This is a genomic window from Georgenia halophila (assembly GCF_039541595.1).
In genome coordinates this window covers 18,589-45,532 of record NZ_BAABGN010000004.1, presented here as the reverse complement: position 1 = coordinate 45,532, position 26,944 = coordinate 18,589, and the positions used below count along the sequence as shown (strand labels likewise).

At 72.1% G+C, this 26,944-nt stretch carries 23 protein-coding genes and 1 pseudogene; 9 read left to right on the top strand and 15 right to left on the bottom strand.

Annotated elements, in window-relative coordinates; genetic code table 11:
* Position 1: 1 nt before the first annotated feature.
* Complete coding sequence (locus tag ABD907_RS05710; RefSeq protein WP_345214793.1) at positions 2–1,714, top strand: dihydroxy-acid dehydratase; 1,713 nt, start codon at positions 2–4, stop codon at positions 1,712–1,714.
* Between the two features lie 20 nt (positions 1,715–1,734).
* On the opposite strand, the gene ABD907_RS05705 is transcribed toward ABD907_RS05710, so the two are convergent.
* The 7 genes from ABD907_RS05705 to ABD907_RS05675 form a co-directional block, all read right to left on the bottom strand.
* Positions 1,735–2,232 (bottom strand): dihydrofolate reductase, encoded by a 498-nt coding sequence (locus ABD907_RS05705; protein ID WP_345214792.1) that lies wholly within the window; start codon positions 2,230–2,232, stop codon positions 1,735–1,737.
* Positions 2,232–3,005, bottom strand: coding sequence for a thymidylate synthase (locus ABD907_RS05700; RefSeq protein ID WP_345215401.1), 774 nt, complete (start codon positions 3,003–3,005; stop codon positions 2,232–2,234). The genes ABD907_RS05705 and ABD907_RS05700 overlap by 1 nt, the downstream gene beginning before the upstream one ends.
* A gap of 180 nt (positions 3,006–3,185) precedes the next feature.
* Positions 3,186–3,632, bottom strand: a complete 447-nt coding sequence (locus ABD907_RS05695) for an Hsp20/alpha crystallin family protein (protein ID WP_345214791.1) — start codon at positions 3,630–3,632, stop codon at positions 3,186–3,188.
* 304 nt (positions 3,633–3,936) lie between these two features.
* The gene (gene pip / locus ABD907_RS05690) at positions 3,937–4,914 is read right to left on the bottom strand and encodes a prolyl aminopeptidase (RefSeq protein ID WP_345214790.1); all 978 of its coding nucleotides are present in this window, start codon (positions 4,912–4,914) and stop codon (positions 3,937–3,939) included.
* A gap of 22 nt (positions 4,915–4,936) precedes the next feature.
* Positions 4,937–5,674, bottom strand: coding sequence for an aldo/keto reductase (locus ABD907_RS05685; protein ID WP_486334051.1), 738 nt, complete (start codon positions 5,672–5,674; stop codon positions 4,937–4,939).
* Positions 5,675–5,724: 50 nt separating this feature from the next.
* Complete coding sequence (locus ABD907_RS05680) at positions 5,725–6,408, bottom strand: hypothetical protein (protein ID WP_345214788.1); 684 nt, start codon at positions 6,406–6,408, stop codon at positions 5,725–5,727.
* Positions 6,405–6,863 carry an OsmC family protein gene (locus tag ABD907_RS05675; RefSeq protein WP_486334050.1) on the bottom strand — a complete coding sequence of 153 codons (459 nt, stop codon included), beginning with the start codon at positions 6,861–6,863 and terminating at the stop codon, positions 6,405–6,407. The genes ABD907_RS05680 and ABD907_RS05675 overlap by 4 nt, the downstream gene beginning before the upstream one ends.
* Before the next feature lie 67 nt (positions 6,864–6,930).
* Here ABD907_RS05675 and ABD907_RS05670 point away from each other — a divergent pair, with 67 nt between their 5' ends.
* On the top strand, positions 6,931–8,367 hold the full coding sequence (locus tag ABD907_RS05670; protein ID WP_345214786.1) for a glucose-6-phosphate dehydrogenase: 1,437 nt from the start codon (positions 6,931–6,933) through the stop codon (positions 8,365–8,367).
* Positions 8,368–8,535: 168 nt separating this feature from the next.
* Here ABD907_RS05670 and ABD907_RS05665 read toward each other — a convergent pair whose 3' ends face one another.
* Positions 8,536–9,033 carry a DUF2505 domain-containing protein gene (locus ABD907_RS05665; protein WP_345214785.1) on the bottom strand — a complete coding sequence of 166 codons (498 nt, stop codon included), beginning with the start codon at positions 9,031–9,033 and terminating at the stop codon, positions 8,536–8,538.
* A gap of 93 nt (positions 9,034–9,126) precedes the next feature.
* On the opposite strand from ABD907_RS05665, the gene ABD907_RS05660 reads away from it, so the two are divergent.
* A complete protein-coding gene (locus ABD907_RS05660) occupies positions 9,127–10,587 on the top strand; it encodes a sensor histidine kinase (RefSeq protein ID WP_345215400.1) in 1,461 nt (486 codons plus the stop codon).
* 228 nt (positions 10,588–10,815) lie between these two features.
* Here the strand turns inward: ABD907_RS05660 and ABD907_RS05655 are convergent, their stop codons facing one another.
* Positions 10,816–11,064, bottom strand: coding sequence for a WhiB family transcriptional regulator (locus ABD907_RS05655; RefSeq protein ID WP_345214784.1), 249 nt, complete (start codon positions 11,062–11,064; stop codon positions 10,816–10,818).
* 262 nt (positions 11,065–11,326) lie between these two features.
* Here ABD907_RS05655 and ABD907_RS05650 point away from each other — a divergent pair, with 262 nt between their 5' ends.
* The gene (locus ABD907_RS05650; RefSeq protein WP_345214783.1) at positions 11,327–11,737 is read left to right on the top strand and encodes a hypothetical protein; all 411 of its coding nucleotides are present in this window, start codon (positions 11,327–11,329) and stop codon (positions 11,735–11,737) included.
* Here the strand turns inward: ABD907_RS05650 and ABD907_RS05645 are convergent.
* Positions 11,698–14,670, bottom strand: coding sequence for an FtsK/SpoIIIE domain-containing protein (locus ABD907_RS05645; RefSeq protein ID WP_345214782.1), 2,973 nt, complete (start codon positions 14,668–14,670; stop codon positions 11,698–11,700). The genes ABD907_RS05650 and ABD907_RS05645 overlap by 40 nt on opposite strands.
* A gap of 159 nt (positions 14,671–14,829) precedes the next feature.
* A pseudogene (locus ABD907_RS21075) lies at positions 14,830–14,961 on the bottom strand (FHA domain-containing protein); the annotation flags it as partial.
* 650 nt (positions 14,962–15,611) lie between these two features.
* Between ABD907_RS21075 and ABD907_RS05640 the strand changes: the two are divergent.
* Genes ABD907_RS05640 through ehuA form a run of 4 tightly spaced genes read left to right on the top strand, consistent with a single transcriptional unit; the run spans position 15,612 to position 18,707 of the window.
* Entirely contained in the window at positions 15,612–16,532 is a 921-nt protein-coding gene (locus ABD907_RS05640; RefSeq protein ID WP_345214781.1) for a transporter substrate-binding domain-containing protein, read from the top strand.
* Between the two features lie 12 nt (positions 16,533–16,544).
* A complete protein-coding gene (locus ABD907_RS05635) occupies positions 16,545–17,255 on the top strand; it encodes an amino acid ABC transporter permease (protein ID WP_345214780.1) in 711 nt (236 codons plus the stop codon).
* Positions 17,255–17,896 (top strand): amino acid ABC transporter permease, encoded by a 642-nt coding sequence (locus tag ABD907_RS05630; RefSeq protein WP_345214779.1) that lies wholly within the window; start codon positions 17,255–17,257, stop codon positions 17,894–17,896. Before ABD907_RS05635 ends, ABD907_RS05630 begins: the two co-directional genes overlap by 1 nt.
* Entirely contained in the window at positions 17,883–18,707 is an 825-nt protein-coding gene (gene ehuA, locus ABD907_RS05625; protein ID WP_486334040.1) for an ectoine/hydroxyectoine ABC transporter ATP-binding protein EhuA, read from the top strand. Before ABD907_RS05630 ends, ehuA begins: the two co-directional genes overlap by 14 nt.
* A 118-nt stretch (positions 18,708–18,825) precedes the next feature.
* Here ehuA and ABD907_RS05620 read toward each other — a convergent pair whose 3' ends face one another.
* The 4 genes from ABD907_RS05620 to ABD907_RS05605 form a co-directional block, all read right to left on the bottom strand.
* Positions 18,826–21,387, bottom strand: a complete 2,562-nt coding sequence (locus ABD907_RS05620; protein WP_345214778.1) for an ABC transporter permease — start codon at positions 21,385–21,387, stop codon at positions 18,826–18,828.
* Entirely contained in the window at positions 21,384–22,148 is a 765-nt protein-coding gene (locus tag ABD907_RS05615) for an ABC transporter ATP-binding protein (protein ID WP_345214777.1), read from the bottom strand. The genes ABD907_RS05620 and ABD907_RS05615 overlap by 4 nt, the downstream gene beginning before the upstream one ends.
* A gap of 184 nt (positions 22,149–22,332) precedes the next feature.
* Positions 22,333–23,064, bottom strand: coding sequence for a response regulator (locus tag ABD907_RS05610; RefSeq protein WP_345214776.1), 732 nt, complete (start codon positions 23,062–23,064; stop codon positions 22,333–22,335).
* The gene (locus ABD907_RS05605) at positions 23,054–24,397 is read right to left on the bottom strand and encodes a sensor histidine kinase (protein ID WP_345214775.1); all 1,344 of its coding nucleotides are present in this window, start codon (positions 24,395–24,397) and stop codon (positions 23,054–23,056) included. Before ABD907_RS05605 ends, ABD907_RS05610 begins: the two co-directional genes overlap by 11 nt.
* A 235-nt stretch (positions 24,398–24,632) precedes the next feature.
* On the opposite strand from ABD907_RS05605, the gene ligA reads away from it, so the two are divergent.
* On the top strand, positions 24,633–26,942 hold the full coding sequence (ligA, locus tag ABD907_RS05600) for an NAD-dependent DNA ligase LigA (protein ID WP_345215398.1): 2,310 nt from the start codon (positions 24,633–24,635) through the stop codon (positions 26,940–26,942).
* Positions 26,943–26,944: the final 2 nt, after the last annotated feature.

The following is a 26,944-nucleotide window of genomic DNA, read 5'->3' as shown; positions in this document are numbered from 1 at the left end:
GATGCCCCTGCGCAGTGACGCCTGGTACTCCGGCGAGGACCGCAACGCCTACATCCACCGGGCGTGGATGCGCCGCGGCGTACCGGGCTCTGCGTTCGAGGGCCGGCCACAGATCGCGATCGCGAACACGGCGTCGGACCTGACGCCCTGCAACGCGCACCTGGGCGAGGTGGCCGCCTCGGTCCGCAACGGCGTCTACGAGGCGGGCGGCATCCCGCTCGAGCTGCCCGTCGTGTCCCTCGGGGAGACCCAGGTGCGGCCCACCGCGATGCTGTGGCGGAACATGGCCGCCATGGCGACCGAGGAGATGCTCCGCGCCAACCCGGTCGACGGCGTGGTGCTGCTCGGCGGCTGCGACAAGACGATCCCCTCGCTCCTCATGGCGGCGGCGTCCGTTGACCTTCCGGCCGTGCTGGTGCCCGGCGGGCCGATGCTGACCGGCACCTTCCGCGGCGCGCCGCTGGGCTGCGGCACCCACGTGTGGCGACTGTCGGAGGAGGTCCGGGCGGGCACGCTGTCCCAGGAAGATTTCGTGACGTCGGAGTCGGCGACCATCCGCAGCCGCGGCCACTGCAACACGATGGGCACCGCCTCCACCATGGCGGCGCTGGCGGAGGTCCTGGGCACGGTCATCCCCGGGACGGCCGGCATCCCGGCACCGGACAGCCGCCTGCTCGAGTCCTCGCACGCCGCCGGACGGCTCGCCGTCGAGCTGGTCCGCGAGGAGCGCCGTCCCAGCGACGTGCTGACCACGGCCTCGTTCCACAACGCGATCGTGGCGCTCGGCGCCATCGGTGGCTCCACGAACGCCGTCGTGCACCTGCTCGCGATCGCCGGCCGTCTCGGCATCGACCTGACGCTGGACGACTTCGACCGGATCGGGTCACGGGTGCCGCTCCTGGCGGACCTGCTGCCGTCCGGCCGGTTCCTCATGGAGGACCTGCACCGCGCCGGCGGGCTGGCGGCCGTCATGGGAGAGGTGCGGGACCTTCTCGACCCGGCGGCCCTGACGGTGACGGGCCGGCGGTACATCGAACACCTCGACGACGCCGCCGTGTGGGACCGGGAGGTCATCCGTCCGCGCGCGGCCCCGGTCCTGGAGGAGGGCGGCATCGCCGTTCTCCGCGGGAGTCTCGCGCCGCAGGGTGCCGTCATCAAGCCTGCGGCCGCCTCGCCGCACCTGCTGCAGCACCGCGGCCGTGCGGTGGTCTTCGACAGCATCGAGGACCTGCACGCGCGGCTCGACGACCCGGACCTCGACATCGACGCCGACTCCGTCATGGTGCTGCGGGGCTGCGGCCCGCAGGGGTACCCCGGCATGCCGGAGGTGGCCAACATGCCGCTGCCGACGAAGCTCCTGGAGGCGGGCGTGCGCGACGTCGTGCGCGTCTGCGACGGCCGTATGAGCGGCACCGCCTACGGCACCGTCATCCTGCACGTCGCCCCGGAGTCCGCCGCCGGCGGTCCGCTGGCGAAGGTGCGCACCGGTGATTGGATCGAGCTCGACGTGCCCGGGCGGCGCCTGAGCCTCGACGTGCCCGCGGCCGAGCTCGCCGAACGGGAGCCCAGCGCGACGGCCGCGGCCGCCTACGCGGCGCCGACGCGCGGCTGGGAGAAGCTCTACATCGAGCACGTCCTGCAGGCCGACACCGGCGCCGACCTGGACTTCCTCGTCGGCGCGACGGGTGACCGGGTCGCACGCGAGTCGCACTGACGTCGGCTCGGCCGAGGCCTTCAGCGGCGGTAGGTCAGGAACCGGTAGCGCGGGCCCTTGGCGGACACGTGCCAGCCCTCGGCCGGGTCCGCAGCGGTCAGTCGCCACACGGCCGGGTCGATCTCCGGGGCCCGAGTGTCGCCGTCGACCGTGACGTCGATGTCGGTGACCTCGAGGACGTCGGCACGGCCGATGGTCCGGGCGTACACCTCCCCGCCGCCGAGGATCCACACGTCACCGCCACCCTCGCCGGCCAGCTCGAGAGCGGCCGCGAGATCCGGCACCGTGTGCGCGCCCGGCGCCTCGTAGTCCGGGCGGCGGGTGAGCACGATGTTGCGACGGTCGGGCAGCGGCCGGAAGCGCGGCGGGAAGGACTCCCACGTGGTGCGGCCCATCACCACGCTCGTCCCGGACGTGACGTCCACGAACCGGGCCATGTCCTCCGGCACGTGCCAGGGCATGGTGCCGTCCGCGCCGATGATGCGGTCGTGGGCCTGGGCCCAGATGAGTCCCAGCACTAGACCGCGACCGGCGCCTTGATGGCCGGGTGGTGCTGGTAGTCGAGCACCTCGACGTCGTCGAAGTCGTAGTCGTCGAGCGAGGCCGCCTTGCGGAGCACGAGGGTGGGGAACGGGAAGGGGTCGCGGCCGAGCTGCTCGCGAACCTGGTCGACATGGTTGTCGTAGATGTGGCAGTCGCCGCCCGTCCAGACGAAGTCGCCGACCTCGAGGCCGGTCTGCTGAGCGACCATGTGGGTCAGCAGGGCGTAGGACGCGATGTTGAACGGCACGCCGAGGAACAGGTCGGCGCTGCGCTGGTACAGCTGGCAGCTCAGCCGACCGTCGGCGACGTAGAACTGGAAGAACGCGTGGCACGGCATGAGCGCCATCTCGCCGAGGTCGGCCACGTTCCAGGCGGAGACCAGCATGCGACGCGAGTCGGGGTTGCTGCGCAGCGTCTCGAGCACCCGCTCCAGCTGGTCGACGTGCCCGCCGCCCGGGGTGGGCCACGAGCGCCACTGCACGCCGTACACCGGGCCGAGCTCGCCGTCCTCGTCGGCCCACTCGTTCCAGATCCGGACACCGTGCTCCTGCAGCCAGCGCACGTTGCTGTCCCCGCGGAGGAACCACAGCAGCTCGCCGATCACGGAGCGCAGGTGGACCCGCTTCGTCGTCACGAGGGGGAACCCTTCGCGCAGGTCGAACCGCATCTGGTGCCCGAAGACGCTGCGCGTCCCCGTTCCGGTGCGGTCGCCCTTCGGGGTGCCGTTCTCGAGCACGTGCCGCAGCAGGTCCTCGTACGCGGTGTTCGGGCCACGGGTCTCGGCCGTCGCGGCGGCGTCCTCGCCGGGGGGACGGGTCGGCGTCTGAGTCACGCGACCATCGTAGGTCCGGGTGGCGACACGGCAGGAGAAGCCACGCGAAGACGCCCGCGTCCGTGGCGGACGCGGGCGTCTGGAGCGGTCGGAACGTCAGGCGACGGCCGGCTCCTGCTTGCGCTGCTCGACCTCGGCGCGGTTGCCGGAGTGCGCAACCTCGATCTTGCGGGGCCGCGCCTCCTCGGCCACCGGGATCGTCAGGGTGAGCACGCCGTCGGCGTAGCCGGCCTCGATGCGGTCGAGCGCCAGGCCGTTGCCGAGGGAGAGCTGGCGGGCGAAGGTGCCGGTCGGACGCTCGTGGCTGAGCCACTGGGCGTCCTGCGGGACCTCCGTGCGCCGCTCGGCGCGGACCGTCAGGGTCCGGTCCTCGACGTCGACGTCGATGCTCGCGGGGTCGACGCCCGGCATGTCGATGCGTGCCACGTAGGACTCGCCCTCGCGGTAGAGGTCCAGCGGCATGCCCGGGACGGTCGGGGCCTGGCGCCGCATGGTGGCGAGCCAGTCGTCCATCTCGCGGAACGGGTCGAAACGGGTTGCCATGAAGATCACCTCTGGTTCAACTCTGCCGGCCCGGACCCTCCGGGCCGCCCGGCCGGGACCGCCCTCGTGGCCCGGTCGGATGCTTCGTTCACAGCAACAGTTTTAGCACTCTCCTTATTCGAGTGCTAAGCGGTGATCGCTCAGGGCGAAAACTTGAGCGCGTCGCGCTCAAGCAGCGGTATCGACGCAGGTCAGGCCGATGCTCCGGAACCAGGCGAGGCGGCCCAGAGCGTCGTGGAGGGGCGGATTGAGGGCGGCGAAGGTGCCGGCCGGCGGCCCGGCACTTCAGACACGGCCCGACCGCTCAGGACCGGCCGCTCTCGATCCGGTCCGCGTGCCGGGAGTTCGCCGCGCACCACGCCTGCACCATGTCGCCTCCGCCGTGCCCCTCGCCCTCGTCGACGAGCAGCTCGCTGCCGGGCCATGCTCGGTGCAGGCGCCAGGCCGTCACCACGGGCCCGCTGACGTCACGGCGCCCATGGATGAGCGTGGCCGGGATGCCGGCGAGCCGCTCCGCGCGCTCGAGGAGCGGTGGGTCGAGGAAGGCGTCGTGCGCCCAGTAGTGCGTCACGAGCGTCGTCATGACGTGCCGGAACCTGTCGTCGTCCCAACGCGGGTCACGGTGGACCCTGCCGGTGCCGATCGAGATGTGGGTGTCCTCCCAGTCCGCCCATGCCTGGGATGCGGCATCGCGCACGGCGGGGTCCGGGTCCGTCAGCAGCCGCAGGTACGCCTCGACGAGCCGGTCGTCACCCCTGCGGCAGGCACCCGCCCGTTCCGCGTGGCCGGCGAACCTCTCCCAGGCCTCGGGGAAGAGCGCACCGACCGTCTCGGTGATCCAGTCGACCTCGAACCGGCTCGTCGTCGTCACAGCCATGAGGACGACGCCGTGCACCCGGTCGGGATGCTTCTGCGCGTAGGCGAGGGCGAGCGTCGAGCCCCACGAGACCCCGTTGACCAGCCACGCCTCGACCTGCAGGTGCTCGCGGAGCCGCTCGATGTCGCGGATCAGGTGGGCGGTGGTGTTCTCGGCCAGGTCGTAGCCCGGCTCGGTCACCAGCGGTCGCGACCGCCCGCAGCCACGCTGATCCAGGGCGATGATGCGGAACCGCTCGGGGTCCAGCTTGGCGCGGTACCCGCCGTTTCCGAGACCGCCGCCGGGTCCGCCGTGGAGGTAGATCGCCGGGATGCCGTCGGGGTTGCCCGACTCCTCCCAGTAGATCTCGTGGTCGCCCTCGACGGGCAGATGACCGGAACGCCGCACGGGCGACTTGGGGAACACAATCGGGACGGTAGCAGCGGCCTCAGCTGCCGAGGGCGTCGACGGCCGCCATCTCCTCGTCCGTCAGATCGAGGTCCGCCGCCGCGAGGTTCGCCTCGAGCCGATCGGCGTGGACAGACTTCGGGATGACGACGTAGCCGTGCTGGACGTGCCAGCGCAGCACCACCTGCTGGGGCGTCGCGTCGTGGGCCGCGGCGACCTTCGCGAGCACTGGGTCGTCCATGTCGGTCCGCTTGAACGGGCTGTACCCCTCGAGCACCACGCCGCGCTCGCGAAGCGCGTCGACGAGGGCGGCGTCGTGGTCGGACGGGCTCCAGGGGACCTGGTCGACGGCGGGGGAGACGCCGGTGGCGCCCACGAGCTCGTCGATGAGGTCCGGCGAGTAGTTCGAGACCCCGATTGCTCTGGCGCGGCCGGCCTCCTGCGCGGCGACGACACGCTCCCACATGCGGACGCCGGCGTTGTCGCCGCGCGGCGGCCAGTGCACCAGCCACAGGTCGACGTGGTCGAGCGCGAGGTCCGACAACGAGCGCTCGAGCGTCTCGTCCTCCCGGCCGACCCGTTCCGGCGGGCACTTCGTCGTGACGAAGACGTCCTCACGGGCCAGGCCGGAGTCCGTCAGGGCACGCCCGATCTCTGCCTCGTTGCCGTACATGGTCGCGGTGTCGAGGTGCCGGTAGCCCAGCTCCAGCGCGGTGCGCACCATCCGGTACGCCTCCTCGCCACGCGCCTGCCAGGTCCCCAGTCCGAGCAGCGGCATGTCGACCGCGCCGTCGCGCGCGGTGAGGTGGACTGCCGGCACGGTGGGGCTCACGACGTCGCTCCGAACGTCGCCGGCGGGGGACCGAAAGCCTCCCGAGTGCCGTCCAGGACGTTCTTGCCCATGATCTTCGTCCCCTGATAACCGATGACTGCTCCGACGCCGAAGGGCGCCAGTCGGCCGAGGGAGACGGCTCCGGCGCGGGCCAGCCCTGCCTGGACGAGCCGGCGGGTCAGCGTCTTGTTCACCGCCCTGATGGTGCCGAGCGGCAGCCGGGTCAGCGCCGCACGGGCCCAGTAGAGGGTGCCGAGGCCCAGCTGACCGGAGACCGCCTTGGCGCCGTCCTCACCGAGCAGGGCGGCGAGGAGCAGGGCGCGGCGACGCTCGACGTCGTCCACCGCGACGCCGTGGACGGCGGCGACCGCCATGACGTGGTTGGCGGACGCCGAGAGGAAGGCTGCCGTCTGGGCCCCGGTGAGGCCGACGGCGGCCAGGGTGCCGATGCCGGGGAAGGCGGCGACCGCGCCCACCGCGCCGCCGAGGCGTGCGCTCCGGGCGAGATACCGCTTCTCGAGCCGGCCGATCAGCTCGGCCGGCGAGATACCGGCATGCTCGCGCCGCAGCTCGGCGACCGCGTCCTCGCCCTTGTCGGCCCGGCGGACCGCGGCGTCCAGCAGCCGGTCGAGAGCTCGGCGGTCGGCCAGATCGGGACCTCGGCTCTCCTGCCTCGTCATCGGACCGCCTCGTTCGTGAAGAAGACGGTGTTGCCGGCGCCCGCGGTGAGGGTGCGGCTCACGGTGCACTGCCGCTCGATGGCGGCGTCGGCACGTTCGACGGTCTTGGCCATGGTCTCCTCGTCGAGGCGGGAGAGGTCGGTGACGATCTCCGCCGTGATCGAGCCGTAGCGGTTGTCCTCGGCGTTCTTCTCGGCCGAGACGCCGACGACGGCGGCGAAGTCGTCACCCAGCGCATGGGCGAGGCGGTGGTCGGCGGACAGTGTGCTGCACGTCGCCAGGGCGATCTGGAGCAGCTCGCCCGGCGTGAACCGGCCCTCGCCGTCGCCCACGAGGACCTCCGCCCCGCGCGCGTTGCGACCGGTGTAGGAGCGGGTGCCCGTCCGTTCGGCCCACAGGGCCTTCGACGGCGCCTCTTCCTCGTCCGGCGTTGCGGACGGTTCCCTCTCGGGCATGCCTGTCATGGCTGCCATCGTCGCACGTGAGAGGCCGCTGTGCGCCCGCGCCGTTACGTTGGGAAACGTGACAACGTACGAGAGCCCGCAATCCCTGCCCGAGGCCGCCATCGTCGTCCTGTACGGCGCGACCGGAGACCTGGCCAGCCGCATGGTGCTGCCGGCGATCGACGAGGTCCGAAGGCGCGGCCTCATGCCCGCTCACTGGCGGCTCGTCGGGTGCTCGACCGGCCGGCTGGACGACGACGCCTTTCGTGACCGTGTCGCGGCCGCGCTCGAGGGCAGCGAGCAAGGAACCCCCGACGACGTCGACGAGGTGCTCGGCCGCGTTCGGTACGCCGGGGGCGGCTTCAGCGCCGAGGATCCGGGCGACCTGCCCGGCGTGCTGAACGAGGTACGGGAGGACCTGGCCGGCGAGACGGACGCCGAGCCGCTGGTCCTGCATTTCCTCGCCGTCCCGCCGGGAGCCTTCGCGCCCATCGCGCGCGGGCTGGGCGCGCACGGTCTCGCGGAGGGCGCTCGTGTCGTCTTCGAGAAGCCCTACGGCACGTCGTTGGAGTCGTTCGTCGAGCTCGACGGCGCTGTCAAGGAGGTCCTCGACGAAGAGCAGATCTTCCGGATCGACCACTTCCTCGGCAAGGAGGGGGTGCAGACCATCTACGTCATGCGGTTCGCAAACCAGCTCTTCGGCTCGGAGTGGTCCCGGGCGAGCGTCGAACAGGTGCAGATCGATGTGCCGGAGGATCTGGACGTCGCGAACCGGATCGGCTTCTACGAGGCGACCGGAGCGGCCCTCGACATGATCGTCACCCACCTGTTCCAGGTGGCTGGGCAGGTCGCGATGGAGCCGCCGCGCAGCCTGCGCGAGCCTGCCGCCATCCATCAGGCGAGGGAGGACGCGCTGCGTTCCTTCCGTCCGCTGGAGCCGGCCGAGGACGTCGTGCTCGGGCAGTTCGAGGGGTACCGCGACATCGAGGGCGTGGCGCCCGACTCCGAGCAGGACACGTACGTGGCCGTGCGGCTGTGGGTCGACTCCGAGCGTTGGCGCGGCGTGCCGTTCCTCCTGCGCACGGGCAAGCGGATGGCGGCCAAGGCGCAGCGGATCACGCTGGTCCTGGGCCCGCCCTACGGGCCGCTGGACCCCGAGCTGGACACGCCCAACTCCATCCAGATCGACTTCAGCGGTTCCGGCGAGGTCCGGCTCGGCATCACGGTCAAGACTCCCGGCCCGGACCTGACCTACTCCTCAGGCACGGCTGTCCTCGACCTCGACGACGTGCCCGGGGGCGAGCCGATCTCCCCGTACGCGTCACTGATCCACGACGTCCTCCTCGGGGACCGTTCGCTGTTCACGACGGCGGAGGCGCTGCAGGGAGCCTTCACCGCCTTCGCGCCGCTGCAGGGCGACGCGCGCCCGGCCCCGCTGCCCTACGTGCCCGGGTCCTGGGGGCCGGAGGAGGCCCGCCGACTGCCCGCTCCTCACGAGTGGTTCCTGGGCCAGTGAGAAATCGTTCCTGAAAGTGGCCGTGGCTTCGGTCACATCCGGGTACCGTGGTGCACGCACCTGGCTCAATGGCGAGCCAGGGCACCTCACTCGGCATCTCGCTACTGGCGCCTCGTTACTGACGCTTCGCTACGCGGGAACGCGTTCGGCACCGCCCGTTCGCCAGGCTCAGGACGTCTTCGCCAGGTGCTCCAGGCCCAGCCGCCGCTCGACCGCCACGACGTCGTCGACCGTGCCGACGGCAGTCCGCTCGATCTTGCGGCCCATCAGCGGCACTGACGCCGTGACGTCGCCCTCGTAGGTCTCCTCACACCCCTGCGGCGTCGGGACGAGGCGCTGGCCGCCGCGCACGCGCACCGGGACGCCGTTGATCTCGAGCGTCAGCGTCGAGGTGCGCGAGCCGTCGGCCGCCGGTCCGCCCCACGCCTCGACCATGGTCACCTCGAGCGACTCGCCGACGAAGGAGCGGAACGCCGACGGGATCTTCGTCGTCGGCATGTCCGCCCGTGTCGTCACGGTGAAGGCGGCCCCGTCCCGGGCGACGTCGCAGCTCGAGCGCAGCGCTCCGGCGGCCGACATCTTCCGCGTCACGAACTCCTCGTTCGCGAGCATGGCGGCGACGGTCTCGACGTCCGCGGGGTAGGCGATGGTGGCGGCGAAGCGCACGGTGACTCCTCGGATGGTGACGAACGGTGAAGTCAGCGTAGTGGGGCTCGCACCGGGCTTACGCTGGGGCCCGTGCCCCACACGCTCGCCCAGATGATCGCCCAGTCCGGCCACCTCGACGAGCGGGACGACGCCGAGTGGCTGCACCAGCTCGTCGGTGACTGGCAGGTGGTGGCCGACCTCGCCTTCGCGGACCTTGTGCTCTGGCTGCCCACGTCCGACGGCGACTTCGTCGCCTCCGCCCACTGCCGGCCCTCGACCGCGGCCACCGTGCACTACCAGGACATCGTCGGGGAGCACCCGACAGAGGTCCGCCGGACCTTGATGGCGCAGACCATGGAGGACCGTGGCATCCACGTCCGCGCGGACCCGCAGGGGCGCGCCTCGCTCCCCATGCGAGAGGTGCTGCTGCCCGTCGTGCACGCGGGGCGAGTGCTCGGGGTGCTGACCCGGGAGGTCGGTCTGCCGACCTCTCGGGTGCCCTCCAGGCTGGACGTCTCCTACATCGAGATCGCCGACGTGCTGTGCGGGATGATCAGCCGCGGCGAGTTTCCGCAGCAGGGAGCGCCGACCGGCCAGCGCCGTGGCGCTCCGCGCGTCGGCGACGGCCTGGTGCGCCTCGATCCCGAGGGCCGGGTCATCTACGCCAGCCCGAACGCGCTCAGCAACTTCCACCGCCTCGGTGTCATCGGCGAGATCAAGGGGCAGGTGCTGGGCGAGGTCGTCACCGAGCTCATCGAGGACCACAGCACGGTCGAGGAGACGATGGCGGTCGTCGTGATGGGCCGGGCGGCCTGGCGCACCGAGATCGAGTCGCGCGGCGTGACCCTGACCATCCGGGCGGTCCCGCTGACGGAGAACGGCGAGCGCCGTGGCGCACTGCTGCTGTGCCGCGACGTCTCGGAGGTGCGCCGCCGCGAGCGCGAGCTCATCACGAAGGACGCCACCATCCGGGAGATCCACCACCGGGTGAAGAACAACCTGCAGACCGTCTCGGCGCTGCTGCGGCTGCAGTCCCGCCGGAGCCCCAACCCGGAGACCAAGTCGGCCCTCGACGAGGCAGAGCGCCGGGTCTCGACCATCGCCATGGTGCACGAGACCCTCTCGCAGGGCCTGGACGAGGTCGTCGACTTCGACGAGGTGTTCGGGCGGCTGATGCGGCTGGCCGCCGACGTCGCCTCCCCGGACTCCAAGGTGAGCACGGTGGTCGAGGGTGGTTTCGGGAAGGTCGGTGCCGAGGTCGCCACCTCACTCGCCGTGGTGCTCACCGAGCTCGTGTCCAACGCCGTCGAGCACGGCCTCTCGGGCCGCTCGGGTACCGTCACGGTGGCGGCCTCCCGGACCGGCCCGCACCTGTCGGTGACGGTGCGCGACGACGGCACCGGCATCGAGGACGGCCGGGTGCTCTCCGGGCTCGGGACGCAGATCGTCGAGACGCTGGTCAAGGGTGAGCTGAAGGGCTCGATCGAGTGGAGCCGCCGCGAGGAGGGCGGCACCGAGGTGACCTTGTCGGCGTGGATCGGCGTGCCCGGCAAGATCATCCGCCGGTTCTGACGCCCCGCCCGTGCCGATTCGTCACTGCCGTGCCGATTGGTCATCGGCGTGTCCGTTGGTCATCACCGTGCCCACTGGTCATGTCTCGACATCGAGACGTGACCAGTCGTCACAGAGGTGACGAGTCGGCACAGGGATGACGAGTCGGCACAGAGGTGACGAGTCGCGGCCGGACAGACGACGACGCCGCCGGTCACCCGGCGGCGTCGTGTCGGAACGTCCTGTGTGTCAGCCGGCGCGGCGTGCGCGGGCGGTGCGGCGCTTGAGCGCCCGGCGCTCGTCCTCGCTGAGTCCGCCCCAGACACCCGAGTCCTGCCCGGTCTCCATCGCCCACTTCAGGCACGTGTCGACGACGGTGCACCGGTGGCAGACGGCCTTGGCCTCCTCGATCTGTACGAGTGCAGGACCGGTGTTGCCGATGGGGAAGAAAAGCTCCGGGTCCTCGGTGAGGCAGGCAGAGCGGTGACGCCAGTCCATGAGGGTCTCCTTAGTGCATGCAAGGACCGGCAGCTCCGGAAGAGGCGGTCCAGGATCAGGTGCTGCGACAACCTTTTCACGGCCCTTGAATCCCTCACAAGGGTTTCCGGAAAATGACGTGAGGGTGACGCCGTGCGGTTTCTCACAGGGTCGGCACGGCTGGTCGGGCGGCTCTCAGCGGCCCGTCAGGGCGGTTCGAAGGCGGTCCGGCCGCGGTCACGACACGGCCCCGAAGCGGCCGTAACCGGTAGATTCGTCACCCATGAGCCCGACCTTCTCGGACGTCCCCGCCCCGCTGCGGCTGGCCCTGGCGGGGGCGTGCCTGGAGGCGCTGTGCCTCGCCGCATTCGCCGTCGGAGCCGTTGCCTCGGCGGTGCTCGGCGGGCCGGGCGGATTGGGCGTCGCCGTCCCGTTCGCGGTCCTGCTCATCGTGTTCGCCCTCCTTCTCGTCGGTTCCTCACGCGCCCAGTGGCGCGGCATGCGATGGGGCCGTGGCCCGGTCATCACCTGGCAGCTGCTGCAGATCGTGACCGTGCTGACCGTGCTGGGGACCGTGCCGCCCTGGGGCGTCGCCGCCGCGCTCGCCGTCTCGGTCGGAATCGTCGTCGGCACGCTCTGGCCGTCGTCGCGCGACTACGCCTCGACGACCCGCTCGACGTCGGCGGTCCTCTGAGCCGTTCTCGCCCGCGCGACCTGGACGGGCATCGCACGACCACGCCGGACCACCACACCGAGCCCCGGCTGGTACGGCCGCACGGGGTCCACGACGGAGCGCAGGTTCACGTCCGTCAGCTGCGCGGTGAACGCGTGCGCCGGCCGCAGGATCAGCAGCGTCGCCCGCGGCCGCCAGAGCGCGAGCGGACCGCGGTAGGCGGCGGCGACCGACTCGCTGCGGGCGGCGGCCAGCACCGTGAGGTCGCGGCGGCCGGCCAGTGCCGCGGCGAGCTCGTCGAGATGGTTCGGCGGCCATCGGTCGAGGTCGTCGAGGACGACGACGCCGGCCCCGTCCGGCACCGGCTCACCCGGATCGGGCGAGACCACGTCTCGGCCGCCGCCGGTGAGCTGACTGCGCAGGGTCTGCAGCGCCGTCGTCCGGCCGCTGCCGGACGGTCCGACGACGAGCACCACCTCACCGGGTTCGCACGAGACGTGCACGGCCGAGCCGTCGTCGCCGCCGCGGCCGAGGGCCGGCCACGGCTCCCTGCCGAGGTTGCCCAGGAGGTCGGCGTCGAGCGTGACGTGGTCGGGCAGGGCAGCAACCCGAGGAACGTCGGGTCCGGGGGTCCCGACGTCGAGCGGGCCGCAGAGCGCCATCTGGAGCGCCGTGGCCCCGCCGGGTTCGAGGAGCACACCCCGGCCGGGGATCGGGGGACCGCCGAGGAGGTCGCGCGGCACGCCGGCGACAAGCGCTTCGCTCTCGTCACGGGGCGCGAGGACCAACCGGGTGCGCACGGACTCGAGCCACCGGGCACCGACGAGCGACGCAGGCCCGGAGAGCACGGCCGAGACGCCGGCCCGGCGGCCGTCGCGCACGGCGCGGGAGAGCAGCGCCGTGCCCTGCCCGGCGCCCGCGACGAGGTCGAGCTGCTCGACGACGGTTTCGGCGTCGTCGACCACGAGCACGGCCGGCCCGGTGAGGATCTCGAGCAGCCGTGCGATGCGGCGCGGGTCGTCGCCGCCGACGACGGTGCCCAGCGACGGTCCGCGCAGGTCGGCGAAGCGACGCGCATCGGCGGCGACCACGTGCACGGTCACGCCGGCACCCAGGGCCGCCGCGACGACCGTCCGCAGCGCTTCCGTGTGACCCGTGCCGGGGCCGCCGACGACCAGCAGGTCGGTACGGTCCCAGATCCACGTGCCGAGTCGTTGCTGCTGGGGCAGATCGGTGCGCGCGAGCACGAGTCCTGGCACGTCAGCCGTGCGGATGGTGCCGGTTCGCGTGCTGCGGGCGTCGGCGGCCTCCTCGGTGGCCATCTCGACGACCTCGGTGAGCCCTACCCGTTCCGGCAGCGGCGGCGCCCAGGGTCGCGGCGGGGCCTGGCCACCGGCCCGTGCGCGCCATCCCCGACGGGTCTCCTGGACGACCTCCTCCACCCAGCGGCCCGTCCCGCACCACGGCGCCTGGACCGTGCGCAGACGGTCGGTGCGCAGCACCGCGCGACCGGGGACGGCCGGCAGCTCGGCCGCTTCCGACGACCCCACCACGTCGTGCGACTCCGCCGGCTCCAGCACCCGCAGGCAGATGCGGACGGTGAGGTTGGCGCGCACCTCGCTCGTCACCGAGCCGCCCGGGCGCTGGGTGGCGAGGATCAGATGGACCCCGAGGGACCGGCCCTGCGTCGCGAGGCGCACGAGCGAGCCGAGGACGTCCGGGTGGGAATCGGCCAGCGCCCGGAACTCGTCCACCACGACGAGCAGCCGGGGCAGCTCCTCATGGGGCCGGGTGGCGCGGTAGGAAACCAGGTCCTTGACGCCGGCCCGGGCGAGCAGCGCCTCGCGGCGGCGTACCTCCGCCCGCAGGCTGCTCAGGGCGCGGGAGGTCGCGGCAGGGTCGAGATCGGTCAGCACCCCGGCGACGTGCGGCAGCTCGGTCAGGCCGGCGAAGGTGGCGCCGCCCTTGTAGTCGACGAGCACGAGCTGCAGGTCCGCCGGCGAGTACCGCACGGCGAGCGCCACGAGCCAGGCCAGCAGGATCTCCGACTTCCCGGCGCCGGTCGTCCCGGCGAGCAGCGCGTGGGGACCGTGCTCGACGAGGTCGAGCTCGACCGGCCCGTCGGAGTCCACCCCGATCGGTGCGCACAGCCCGTCCCGGCCACCTGACCACTCTCGTCCGACCTCCGATGCGCCGCCGAGCAGCTCCCTCAGCTGCACGTCGGTGGGCAGGCTCTGCGGTGCTGTCTCGCCGGCCGGGGCGAGCAGCTCGGCGACGAGCGCCGCCCACGACCGGCCCACGCCGTCGGCCGGCACCGGCACCACGCGCGTGCACCACGTCGGCACCTGCTCGATCGACCCGGCGAGGACGAGATGCACCTCGCAGGTCTCGCGGCCGGACGCGTTCGGCGTGCTGCGCGCCGGCGCCGGCCCGGCCGCTTCGCCCCGCAGCGGTTCCGCGTGGACGACGACGCGCCACGTGACGTCCTCGCGGGGCAGGCACGGCCACGGCGCGGGCAGCTCGAGGGCGAGGCGGTGGCACGTCGCCAGCTGGGCGACCACCCATCGCACGGTCGCGGCGACGTCCTCCGGCGGCCCGATGAACGCGATCCGGTCGCCGTCGACCAGGTCGAGGAGGTCGGGTGAGCGGCACCGCCGCGGGGTCGCGGTGAGCCGAGCACGCAGCGTCGCGCCGGGCCGAGGGGGCAGCGCGCGGGTCGCGGCCAGCAGGAGGACCGTGGCCGGGTCCGGGAGCTCGGCGGGCGGGGAGCTGCGTCGGCCGGCGAGCACCGCGACGACCAGCCCGACCGGTACCGCGAGAATGACCCACCGCCACGGTGACGCCGTTCCGGCCAGCAGCAGCGGCACCATGCCGAGGCACGCGACCAGCGGCAGCGCCAGCCGTATCAGGTCCCGCTTCGGCCTCGGCTGCTGCGGCTCCGGTGGTGCCGGCACCCGAAGATCCTCCGGACGACGGCGCACTTCGAGCACCGTCGACCCGGCCACGAGGCGAGCACCCTCCGGCAGCCGGCGCCACCGGGCGGGTAGCCGCCGGGGCGGCGACCATCGGCGGCGCCCGGGCCGTCGCCGCCGGCTCCGGCGCCGTTGCGGCCTAAGCCACGCGGAACCGTTCGCCGAGCCCAGGTCGCGGGCCTCGATCCGGCCCCGGCGCGCCCGGACCGTGAGCTGATGCCGGGAGACCTGGGCGTCGGTGAGGGCCAGATCAGCTGTCCCGCGCCCGACCACCACCGCGTCCGGACCGAGACCGAGGCACCACCCGGTGTCCGGCCCGGACACGACGGCGAGGTGCCACGGGCAGCGCAGCGCCGAGTGTGGGTCGGCCCGCGGATCCGGCCCGGGGGCGAGTGGTGGTGGGGACGGCGGGGACACGGCAACAGGGTGTGCCGGACCGTGTCCGAAGGTGCGCGCGCCTGTGGACAGGACCCGCGCCACAACGTTTGTGGACAGGTGCGCCGGCGGATGCCCTCAGTCAAGATAGAGTCACGTGATGTTCACGCTTCGACAACGTTTCTCAGGGCTACGGCAAATACGTCACAGACGAATAACAATCACCTACGTGCCTCTCCCCGCCGGAACGGCACCACCGCACCGCAGTCTTGCCCATCGTGATCCGCGCCACTGTGCGGGAAAAGTGCTGCTCGCCGACCGCCTGGGCAGACCTGCCGCAACACCACTGGTGAGCGGAAGGGGTTTGTGTGGTCGCGGAGACCTTTCTAACGTGGCTGAGCACCATGAGAACTCGGGGTGACCCGTCCGGTGCCGCGCACCCAGGAGGGGTCGGGCGGAGCCGGGAGGCAGTGCCTCGTCTCCGAACCGAAGGGACCATGATGATCAGGACGACCCGACGTAGGGCCGTTGCCATCGCCGGAGCGGGCATGCTCGCTGTCGGCATGGTGGCGTGCAGCCAGACAGACCCAGCAGGTGGCGGCGGCGACGGGGGCGACGGCGGCGACGGCGGTGGGGGCGACGGTGGCGGCAGCGGCACCCTGGCCGAGATTCAGGAGTCCGGCACCGTCACGCTCGGCATCGCCGGCGAGCGGCCCTACTCCTACATGGAGGACGGTGAGCCGACCGGTGCCACGATCGCCATCGCCGAGGAGATCTACGGCCAGCTGGGCATCGACGACATCGAGACCCAGGTCGTGGCCTGGGACTCGCTCATCCCGGGGCTGAACGCCGGCCGCTTCGACCAGATCAGCGCCGGCATGTCGATCCTGCCGGAGCGGTGCGAGCAGGCCGCCTTCGCCAACCCGACGATCATGTACACCACCGGCCTGCTGGTCCCCGAGGGCAACCCGATGAACCTGAACGACCTCCAGGACGTCAAGGAGTCCGGCGCCCAGCTCGCCGTGCTCACCGGTGCCATCGAGGACACGTACGCCCAGGACATGGGCATCGAGGACACGCTCACGCTGCAGAACGCCGAGGACGGCATGGACGCGGTGGTCAGCGGCCGGGCCGACGTCTTCGCCCTCACCGCCATCTCGCTGAACTCGATGGTGGAGAACAGCGACCAGCCCGTCGAGGCCACCGAGCCCTTCATCGCCATCGTCAACGGCAAGGAGCAGGTCGGCGCCGGCGCCGCGGTGTTCCGCCAGGGCGACCAGGACCTGCTCGAGGCCTGGAACGAGGAGCTCGACAAGATCGTCGGCTCCCAGGAGAAGTACGAGGAGGTCCTCGGCGAGTTCGGGTTCGGTGAGCCGTGGCGTCCGCCGGAGGACATCACCACCGAGCAGCTCTGCGAGGGCGAGCTGCCGGACGCCGAGCAGTCCGAGGCCGTTCCGGACGAGGGCTGATCGGCTCCGGTCTTGAGCGACTTCATACAGGCCCTGATCGATAGCTGGCCACGGTACTGGGACGGCATCGTCGTCACGCTCCAGCTGTCCGTCGGCGGCGCGATCCTCGCGTTCGTCATCGCCGTGGTCCTCGGACTGGCCGCGATCACCGGGGTCGGGGTGCTGCGGGGGACTTCACGAATCATCGTGGAGCTCTTCCGCGGCACCTCCCTGGTGGTGCAGCTGTTCTTCCTGTTCTTCGTGCTGCCCCAGTTCGGGTACCAGCTGGAGCCGCTGGCCTGCGGCATCTTGGCCCTCGGGCTGAACTACGGGGCGTACGGCGCCGAGGTGGTGCGCGGCTCCCTGAACGCGGTGCCGCAGGGACAGTGGGAGACCACCACGGCCCTGTCCATGCCCTGGGCGACGAAGATCCGGCGAGTCATCTGGCCGCAGGCCTGGGCGCTGATGCTGCCCGGGATGAACAACCTGATGGTGATGCTGATCAAGGGCACCGCGCTGGCGCTGCTGATCTTCCTGCACGACCTGACCTACTTCACCGACGAGGTCGTCAGGCAAGACCACGGCACGGCCTTCGCCTTCGGCATCGGGTTCGCCCTCTACTACCTGATCGCCCTCGGGTTCTCGTCCTTCCTCCGGTTCCTCGAGCGCCGTGCCCAGCGGAGGCTGGGACTGGCGCCCTCGAAGGCTAGAACGACACGAGCGACGGCGGAGGCGGTGGCCTGATGTGGGACATGCAGAGCGCCCTGGAGGTCCTGCCGCGGCTGCTCGAGGCCTTCGCGACGAAGACCCTGGTGCTGACCGTGCTGGGTTCGCTGATCGCGGCCGTCCTCGGTCTGGTCTGGACGGTCTTGGTGCGCGAGACGCCCCGGGTCATCAGCGCGCCCGTGGCGTGGCTCCTCGACGTGATCCGGATGACCCCGCTGCCGATGCAGGCGTTCCTGATCTTTCACCTGTTCGTCGACCTGGACCTGCTGACGATCGGCATCGTGGTCCTCGGGATCCACTACTCCACGTACATGGCGGAGTCCTACCGCGCCGGTGTCGAGTCGATCAGGGCCGGCCAGTGGGAGGCGGCGACCGCGCTGTCCCTTCCGAAGTCCCGCACCTGGCGGGCCGTGATCCTGCCGCAGGCGCTGCGGGCCACGCTGCCGTCCCTGGGCAACTGGGCGATCGCCATGTTCAAGGACACGCCGTTCCTGATCGTCATCGGCGTCGGCGAGATGGTCACCGCGGCGCGCGTGTACGGCGGCAACGAGTTCCGCTACGTCGAGGCGATGACGATCGCCGGGCTGATCTTCCTCGCAGCCAGCTACCCGACGGCCATCCTCATGAGGCGATTGGAAGTGCGACTTGCCCGCTACTGATGACACATCCGCGACGGCGACCCCGTCCGGAACTTCCGGCGCGGAGGCGCCACCGGTCCTGAGGTTCGAGAACGTCGTGAAGAAGTTCGGTGACAACACCGTCCTCGACGACCTCAACTTCGATGTCAAGAAGGGCGAACGCGTCACGCTCATCGGACCGTCCGGCTCCGGCAAGACGACGATCCTGCGCCTCGTGATGACCCTCGAGCACCTGACCGGGGGGTTCATCTACGTCGACGGCCATCCGCTCACGCACGAGATGCGCGGCGGCAAGCGGGTCGAGCGGAAGAAGAAGGACGTCGCCCGGATGACCACGCGGATCGGGATGGTCTTCCAGCAGTTCAACCTGTTCCCGAACATGACGGTGATGGAGAACCTGACCGAGGCGCCGATCCACGTCCTCGGCCGGTCAAAGGCCGAGGCTCAGGAACGGGCCCGGGAGCTGCTCGAGAACGTCGGTCTCGGCGACAAGGTCGACGAGCACCCGATGCGCCTCTCGGGCGGGCAGCAGCAGCGTGTGGCGATCGCCCGCGCGCTCGCGATGGACCCGGAAGTGCTGCTGCTGGACGAGGTCACGTCGGCGCTGGATCCGGAGCTGGTGGGCGAGGTGCTGAACGTGCTGCGCCACGTCGCGGAGACGACGAACATCACGATGCTCATCGTCACGCACGAGATGCAGTTCGCCTCGGAGGTCTCGCACCGGGTCCTCATGTTCGACGGGGGACACATCATCGAGGACAAGCCCCCGGCCCAGATGTTCAGCGAGCCGGAGAACGAGCGCACGCAGGCGTTCCTCAAGGCCGTCCTGTGAGCGGACGGCGAGCCGCCGTGCCTCACTGACTCCGGCACGGACCGCGGGTACGCAGAAGGCCCCGGTGACCCCCTCCGCTCCCTCCGAGCGGGCTGGTCACCGGGGCCTTCGCTGTTCCTCAGGCAGCCAGCGCGGCCACCGGAGGAGTCTTTGCGGCCGAACGAGCCGGCAGGACCGAGGCGACGAACCCCGCCAGGACGGCGCCGAGTGCCGCCGTGCCGAGGTAGGGCCACGGCACCACCAGCTGCAGGTCACCGGTGCCGGTCAAGATGATGGCCGCACCTCCCCAGCCGTAGAGCAGCCCGAGCACCGCGCCCACCCCCGTGCCGACCAGGGCCACGAGGACGCCCTCGACGGTCAGCGTGCCGCGCAGCTGCCCGCGCGTCATGCCGACCGCGCGCAGCAGGGCGTGCTCGTGGCGGCGCTCGATCACCGACAGCGACAACGTGTTCGCCACGCCCACGACCGCGATGACCACGGCCACGCCGAGGAGGCCGATGACCACTGCGAGGAGCGTGTCGATGACCTGGGTGAAGGCCGCTCGCTCGACGGCGGCCCCCTGGGCATACGGCACCGTCCCGGTACCGCTTGACTCCGCGAGCGCATCCTGGACGGCCAGGACGGTAGTACCGGCGGCGACGTCCGGCGCGATCCGGGCCCAGACAGAGGTGACGGGGGCGTCCGGCTCGACGTCGTCCAGGCCGCTGAGCGGCGCGACGACGGTCGTACCGGCATCCGGAAGGACGACGGCGGTGCCCGTGTACGCACCGGCCGGCCCGGTCAGTCTCACCTGACCGCCGTCGGTGATGCCGGCGTCGTCCGCGACGTCCTGTCCCAGGAGCACGACGTCCTCGGTGAGACCCGCCAGCATGTCGCGGTCACGCAGGACGTCCCGGTCGGCGGGATCCATCCACATCACGGTCGTCTGCGTGGGTGAGGAGCCACCCTCGATCGTGGTGGTCGTCGAGCGCACGGGCACGGCGTCTTCCACGCCCTCGGCCTCCGCCACGGCCTGGACCTGGTCGCGGGTGATCTGCCGACCGCTCGAATTCACCATGATGTCGACCGGGAACTGTGAGTCCAGGGCGGCGTTCAGGCTCGAGCGGGCGCTGCCCGCGCCCGTGGCCATCATCGTCACCAGCGCGACGCCGATGAGCAGGGCGGAAGCGGTGGCCGAGGTCCGGCGCGGGTTGCGCCGAGAGTTCGCCGTAGCCAGCTGGACCGTGGGCCGCGACCGCTTCGCCACACGCGCCCATGCGGTACCAAGGGCTCGCACGAGCTGCGGCACCAGGTACACGGCTCCGACCAGCACGCCGGCGAAGGACAGCATCCCGCCCAGCACACCGACGGCCAGGGCCAGCATCGTGACCGAGCCCGAATCCGGCTCCGAGAGGGTGAGGACGGCGACGACGGCGCCCACCAGGAGCAGCGCTCCGAGCACGAACAGGACGATGGCGATCGCGCGACGCAGCTTGCCGCCGGCCGCTCGGGTGCCGGGATCGCTCGCCGGGCGCAGCGCACTCACCGGCGCCACGCTCGTGGCGGCACGGGCGGGGGCCAGCGCGGCGAGCAGGGTCACCGCGGTGCCGGTCACCAGGGGCACGAGGACCGTCCAGACGGTCGGGGCGATGACGCTGGGAATCGTGATGCCGAGGTCGGCGTTGCCGAGGAACCACAAGGCGATCTGACCGAGGCCGAGACCGGCCGCGATCCCGCCGAGGGAGGCGGCCAGCCCGAGCAGCACGGCCTCGACGAGGACGGACTGGCGTATCTGGGCACGGGTGGCGCCGACGCACCGCAGCAGGGCGAGGGTGTGGCGCCGCTGGGCGACCAGCACCTGGAAGGTGTTGGCGATGACGATGGCCGCGACGAACACCGCGACCGCGGCGAAGGCGAGCACGAGACCGATGAGCATGTCGGTGCTGCCGGTCAGTTCTGCCGTCTTGGCAGCGGCCTCCTCCTCGGCGGTGCGGACCAGTGCCGAGGGGACCTCGGCGCTGACCGACCGGGCGAGGGCGTCCGGCGAGACGCCCGAGGCCGCGGTGATCAGCACGGAGTCGTAGGACAGCTGGCCGCCACCCATGGCAGCGCCCCACTCCTCGGCCAAGGCACGATCGACGAGGACCGTTCCGACCGGTGCGACGATCGCCGGCGGGTCGACGATCGTGCCGGAGAGGGTGAGCTGTCTGTCCTGCGTGTTCCAGCCGCCCTCGCCGTCCGGCAGGTCGACGCCGACGGTGACGGTGTCACCGGGCTCGGCCGCGAGCCGTTCGGCTACGGACTCGGTCAGCGCCACCTCGCCGGGGCCCGGGCGCTCGCCCGACGCGAGCTCGTACGGGTCGAGCTCCTCGGTGCCCGGGACGGGCGTGATGAGGCCGGCGTCGCGCTGGCCCTCGGCGCTGACCTGACCGAAGATCTCGACGACGCCCTCGGCGGTGCCCGCCTGCGGCAGCTCGGCTAGCTCGGTGACCTGCTGAGCGCCGACCGGGTCGCCGGTGGGACGAAGGATGACGTCGGCGTCCGCGAGGGAGGCGGTCACGGCGCTGTTGGTGGTACCCGTGATGAGGTTGCCGGCGAGCAGGGTCGCGGTGACGAACGCCGTGGCGACGGCGATGGCGATGCCGGCCGCGGCGAGGCGGCCGACGCTTCGGCGCATCTGCGCCAGAGTCAAACGGATCATCGCCCTGTCACCTCGGCCACCTCGGCACCACGCAGGGCGTCGAGACCGGCCAGGACCGAGTCCGGCGTCGGGTCGCTGATCTCGCCGGCGAGGCGTCCGTCCGCCAGCAGCACCACGCGCTGTGCGTAGGCCGCCGCGGCCGGGTCGTGAGTCACCATGACGACGGTCTGCCCCAGCTCGCGCACGCAGGAGCGCAGGAAGGACAGGACCTCGGCGCCGGCCGAGGAGTCCAGGTTGCCGGTGGGCTCGTCCGCGAAGACGACGTCGGGACGGGTCACCAGGGCACGGGCGATGGCGACCCGCTGCTGCTGGCCGCCGGAGAGCTCGGACGGGCGGTGCGTCAGCCGGTCCCGCAGCCCGAGGATGTCGACCAGGTGGTCGAACCAGGCGCGGTCGACGGCGGTGCCGGCCAGCTCGCACGGCAGCGTGATGTTCTGCTCGGCGGTGTACATCGGCAGCAGGTTGAAGGACTGGAACACGAAGCCGACGCGCTCGCGGCGCAGCAGCGTCAGCCGCTTGTCGTCGAGCGCCGTCAGGTCCGTCGAGCCGAGGAAGACCGTTCCCGCCGTCGCCTCGTCGAGGCCGGCCAGCAGGTGCATGAGGGTGGACTTGCCAGATCCGGACGGGCCCATGATCGCGGTGAACTCGCCGGCGGCGAAGGACACGTCGATCCCCCGCAGGGCGCGCACGGCGATGTCACCGCTCCCGTAGATCTTGGCCAGGCCCGCGGCACTCGCGGCGGGGGGCGGCGTCTGGTTCATGACACTCCTTGACGATGGTGGGTGGTCCGGAAGACCCGGTACCCACGACGCTACGGAGCAGGCCCCGCGACGTCGTCGCGCCCAGGTCTGGTTCCGGTGTCATCCCGGGGGTGGACCCGTGCGGGACGGTTCGCCCCCGAGGACGCAGGCAGATGAGGACAGACGCGCTCGCAGCCGCAGGAACTCAGGAGCCGGGGGAGACCAGGCCCGTCTCGTAGGCGATGACGACGGCCTGGACCCGGTCCCGAGCGTCGAGCTTGGCCAGCACCCGGCCCACGTGGGTCTTGACGGTCGCCTCGGCCACGAACAGCTCGTTCGCGATCTCGGTGTTGGAGCGGCCGCGGGCCATCAGGACGAGGACCTCGCGCTCACGCTCGGTCAGCCCGTCGAGCAGGTCCGGGGAGGCGCGTTCCTCACCGGGCAGCAAGGTCGAGAGGTGGTCGAGCAGCCGCCGCGTGGAGGACGGCGCGATGACGGCGTCGCCGCGCCGGACGGTGCGGATCGCCGCCAGCATCTCCTCCGGCGGCGCGTCCTTGAGCAGGAAGCCGGACGCTCCCGCCTTGATGGCGTGCAGCACGTACTCGTCGAGGTCGAAGGTGGTCAGGATGATGACCTTCGGCGTGCCGTCGGCGCTGTCGCTGCCGCTGCCCGCGCTGCCTCCGCCTTCGTTGCCGTTCGCTGCGCCGGTGAGCTCGCGGGTCGCCGCCAGGCCGTCCATGGTCGGCATGCGCACGTCCATCAGCACCACGTCCACGGGGTGAGAGCCGAGCAGGCGCAGCGCCTGGGCGCCGTCGCCGGCCTCGAGGACGATCTCCATGTCCGGCTGCGAGGAGATGACCATGGCGAAGCCGGCGCGCACGAGTTGCTGGTCGTCGACGAGCGCGACGCGGATCGCTGGGTCCAACTCAGGCCTCATTCACGGGGGTCGGGCCGGCCGGGTGGCCGGGGGAGCCGGGCATGTGGTCGTCTGGCGCTTGCTGCCACTCGACGGCGGACGTGCCGCCCCCACCGGGCAGCGGGATCTCGGCCCGGACCCGGAAGCCACCGCCGGCCCTGGGGCCGGCCGTCAGGTTGCCGCCGAAGAGCTCGGCACGCTCACGCATGCCCATGATGCCCTGTCCCTGCCCGTCGGAGCTGGCGGCCGCGCCGCGGCCGTCGTCCTCGACCTGCATGACCAGCCGGTCCGGCAACCACTGTTGGAGCACGGTGACGCGCGCACCGGGCCCGCCGTGCTTGAGCACGTTCGTCAACGCCTCCTGGACGATCCGGTAGGCGCCGACGCCCACACCGGGCGGCAGTGGACGCGCCTCGCCCGTGCGCACCAGGGAGACCGCGAGGCCGGCGTCGCGCACCTGGGCCACCAGCGTCTCCAGGTCGGCGCCGTCGAGTTGGGGCTCCGGACTGGTCGGGGCGACGCCCTCACCGCCCGGGTCGGCACGCAGCACCCCGAGGATGCGGCGCATGTCGGCCAGGGCGTCCCGCCCCATGGTCGAGATGGTGGACAGGGTGCGTTCGGCGGCGGCCGGGTCGGTCCGGGCCGCGTACCGTCCGCCGTCGGCCTGGGCGATGACCACGGAGAGAGAGTGTGCGACGACGTCATGCATCTCGCGCGCGATGCGGGTGCGCTCGGCCGCCGTGGCGAGCCGGATCTGCTGGTCCTGCTCGATCTCCAGGCGCCGGGCGCGATCCTCGAGCGACTCCAGCCGCTCGACGCGGCCACGCCGGGCCAGGGCGATCGCCCAGGTGGCGAACACCATGGCGGCGACGGTGAGGAAGCCGCCGGCGAGGAGCGAGGCGTCGCGGACCGCGGTGACCGGTCCGCCGGCGAGCAGCACGCCCATCATCAGCGCACCGAGCAGGGCGCCGGCCAGGCCGGCGCGGCGCGCCCACCGCTGGTGCGGCTCGGTGTGCACCGTCACCGAGTAGAGGGCGACGAGGACGAGGACGTCCGTCGGCAGCGTGAAGGCGCCCACGCAGAAGTGCACGAGCGCCGCGGCGTAGACGATGACTGCCGAGTGGACGGGCCGGGTGCGGCGCCAGGCCATGGCGACGCTCTGGACGAGGGCGCAGAGGCCGGCGACGGCGGCCGTGACGAGGCCGAGGGCCATCCCGCCTTGGCTGAACCCGACGGCCACGACGACGCCCGGGATCCCGAGGAAGACGAGAGCGACGGCGGCGACGACGGTGTCGACGCGCTGGTAGGAGGCGGGATCGCGCAGCCGCGCGAGCAGCCTTCCGATCGTCTCCATGGCCACCCAGCCTAGAGAGCGCGCCGCCCGGGCGGATCGGCCCGCGGGCGCGACCACATCACACCACGGTCGCAGGCACGGCTCGGGACGTCATACCGAGGGATCAGCGGGCTGCCGCGCTGTGGGTGGCGTGCGCCATCATGGGACCGTGAACGCGTCCTCGCCCGACTCAGAAGCCGTCAGCACCGCTGCACCCGCCGGAGCAGCCGCCGCCGAGGCCACCGCGACCGCCGACGTGACCGCGCCGCCCGCGGCGGACGCCGACGCGCGGCAGGAGTGGACGGCGCTCGCCGAGGCCCTCGACGCGGCGCAGTTCGCCTACTACGTGCGTGACGCCCCGACGGTCTCCGACGCCGAGTACGACGCCAAGCTGCGCGAGCTCGAGGCCCTCGAGGAGGCGCACCCGGACCTACGAGTGCCGTCGTCGCCGACCCAGCGGGTCGGCGGCACCTACTCGACCGAGTTCGCCACCGTCCAGCACCTCCGGCCGATGCAGAGCCTCGACGACGTGTTCTCGCTCGACGAGCTGCGCGAGTGGGCCGCGCGGGTGCACGCCGAGATCGGTCGGAGCGACGTCGCGATGACGTGCGAGCTCAAGGTCGACGGGTTGGCCGTCAACCTGCTCTACGAGCACGGCCGGCTGGTGCGGGCGGCGACCCGCGGCGACGGCCGGACCGGTGAGGACGTGACTCTCAACGTGCGCACGATCGACTCGGTGCCGCACCAGCTCGCGGGTGACCGGCACCCGGCGGCCATCGAGATCCGTGGCGAGGTCTTCTTCCCGGTGGAGGCGTTCCGCTCCCTCAACGCCTCGCTGGTGGACGCGGGCAGGGCCCCGTTCGCCAACCCCCGCAACTCGGCCGCCGGCTCGCTGCGCCAGAAGGACCCGAGGGTGACCGCATCCCGGGCGCTAGACATGGTCGCCCACGGCGTCGGGCACGTCGACTGGGGCCTCGCCGGGCCGCCCGAGCCGTGGTCCTCGATGTCTGACCTGTACGAGCTGCTGGCGTCGTGGCACGTGCCGGTCTCCGCGCGGACGCGCCTGGTGACCTCGCTCACCGAGGTGGAGGAGATGATCGCCTACTACGGCGATCACCGGCACGACGTCGAGCACGAGATCGACGGCCTCGTCGTCAAGGTCGACGACTTCGCCCTCCAGCGCCAGCTGGGCTCGACGTCCCGGGCGCCACGCTGGGCGGCCGCGTACAAGTACCCGCCGGAAGAGGTCAACACCCGGCTGCTCGACATCCGCGTCCAGGTCGGCCGCACCGGCCGGGTCACGCCCTACGGCGTCATGGAGCCGGTGCTGGTGGCCGGCTCGACCGTCACCCAGGCGACCCTCCACAACGCCAGCGAGGTCGAGCGCAAGGGCGTGCTCATCGGTGACACCGTCGTGCTGCGCAAGGCCGGGGACGTCATCCCCGAGATCGTCGCGCCGGTGGTCGACCTGCGCGACGGCGCCGAGCGCGCCTTCGCCATGCCGGAGGTGTGCCCCTCGTGCGGTACCGCCCTGGCCCCGGCCAAGGAGGGCGACGTCGACCTGCGCTGCCCGAACGCCCGTTCCTGTCCTGCCCAGCTTACCGAGCGGATCGCGCACATCGGCTCCCGGGGCGCCCTGGACGTCGAAGCCCTCGGCGGCGAGGCGGCCCTCGCGCTCACCGACCCCGAGGCCGCCCGCGAGAAGGTGGTGACGGCGCGCGCGATCGTGTCGGGTCAGGAACCGGTGCCCGACGAGGCGGCGCTCGCAGCGGCCGAGGCGGAGCTGCCGCCCCGGCAGGAACCGGTCCTCAGCACCGAGGCGCGACTCTTCGAGCTCACCGCCGAAGACCTGAAGGACGTCAAGATCTGGCGCGAGGTGCGCAAGGAAGGCGCCGGGACCGGGTTCTGGGAGCAGCGCCCGTTCTTCTGGACGCAGCCCAAGCTGCGCCCCGACGGCACGGTCCGCGAGGAGGCCAAGCCCACCGCGAACACCGAGCGGATGCTCGCCGAGCTCGAGAACTCCAAGTCCCAACCGCTGTGGCGGGTCCTTGTCGCGTTGTCGATCCGGCACGTCGGCCCGACGGCGGCACGCGCCCTGGCCACCGAGCTGGGCTCGCTGGACGCGATCCGGCAGGCCGACGTCGAGCGGCTCGCCGCCGTCGACGGCGTGGGGCCCACGATCGCCGAGTCCCTCGCCGAGTGGTTCGTCGTCGACTGGCACCGCGAGATCCTCGAGCGCTGGGCCGCGGCCGGGGTGCGGATGGCGGACGAGCGGGACGAGTCGACGCCGCGCACGCTCGAAGGCCTCACCGTCGTCGTCACCGGGTCGCTGACCGGCTTCAGCCGCGACTCCGCCAAGGAGGCCGTCCTCGCCAGGGGCGGCAAGGCGTCCGGTTCGGTGTCGAAGAAGACCGACTTCGTCGTCGTCGGCGACAACGCCGGCTCCAAGGAGGTCAAGGCCCGCGAGCTGGGCCGGCCCATCCTGGACGAGGACGGCTTCGCGGCCCTGCTCGAGGGCGGACCGGACGCCGTCGCTGACCGCGTCGAGCTGGGGGAGAAGCCGTGACC

Coding starts and splice junctions, on each gene's coding strand:
- ABD907_RS05620 (WP_345214778.1), bottom strand. CDS start 21,387: ATGATCCGTTTGACTCTGGCGCAGATGCGCCGAAGCGTCGGCCGCCTC.
- ABD907_RS05655 (WP_345214784.1), bottom strand. CDS start 11,064: ATGGACTGGCGTCACCGCTCTGCCTGCCTCACCGAGGACCCGGAGCTT.
- ABD907_RS05685 (WP_486334051.1), bottom strand. CDS start 5,674: ATGCCGCTGCTCGGACTGGGGACCTGGCAGGCGCGTGGCGAGGAGGCG.
- ABD907_RS05680 (WP_345214788.1), bottom strand. CDS start 6,408: ATGACGAGGCAGGAGAGCCGAGGTCCCGATCTGGCCGACCGCCGAGCT.
- ABD907_RS05605 (WP_345214775.1), bottom strand. CDS start 24,397: ATGGAGACGATCGGAAGGCTGCTCGCGCGGCTGCGCGATCCCGCCTCC.
- ABD907_RS05695 (WP_345214791.1), bottom strand. CDS start 3,632: ATGGCAACCCGTTTCGACCCGTTCCGCGAGATGGACGACTGGCTCGCC.
- ABD907_RS05710 (WP_345214793.1), top strand. CDS start 2: ATGCCCCTGCGCAGTGACGCCTGGTACTCCGGCGAGGACCGCAACGCC.
- ABD907_RS05650 (WP_345214783.1), top strand. CDS start 11,327: ATGAGCCCGACCTTCTCGGACGTCCCCGCCCCGCTGCGGCTGGCCCTG.
- ABD907_RS05660 (WP_345215400.1), top strand. CDS start 9,127: ATGATCGCCCAGTCCGGCCACCTCGACGAGCGGGACGACGCCGAGTGG.
- ABD907_RS05675 (WP_486334050.1), bottom strand. CDS start 6,863: ATGCCCGAGAGGGAACCGTCCGCAACGCCGGACGAGGAAGAGGCGCCG.
- ABD907_RS05640 (WP_345214781.1), top strand. CDS start 15,612: ATGCTCGCTGTCGGCATGGTGGCGTGCAGCCAGACAGACCCAGCAGGT.
- ABD907_RS05615 (WP_345214777.1), bottom strand. CDS start 22,148: ATGAACCAGACGCCGCCCCCCGCCGCGAGTGCCGCGGGCCTGGCCAAG.
- ABD907_RS05630 (WP_345214779.1), top strand. CDS start 17,255: ATGTGGGACATGCAGAGCGCCCTGGAGGTCCTGCCGCGGCTGCTCGAG.
- ABD907_RS05610 (WP_345214776.1), bottom strand. CDS start 23,064: ATGAGGCCTGAGTTGGACCCAGCGATCCGCGTCGCGCTCGTCGACGAC.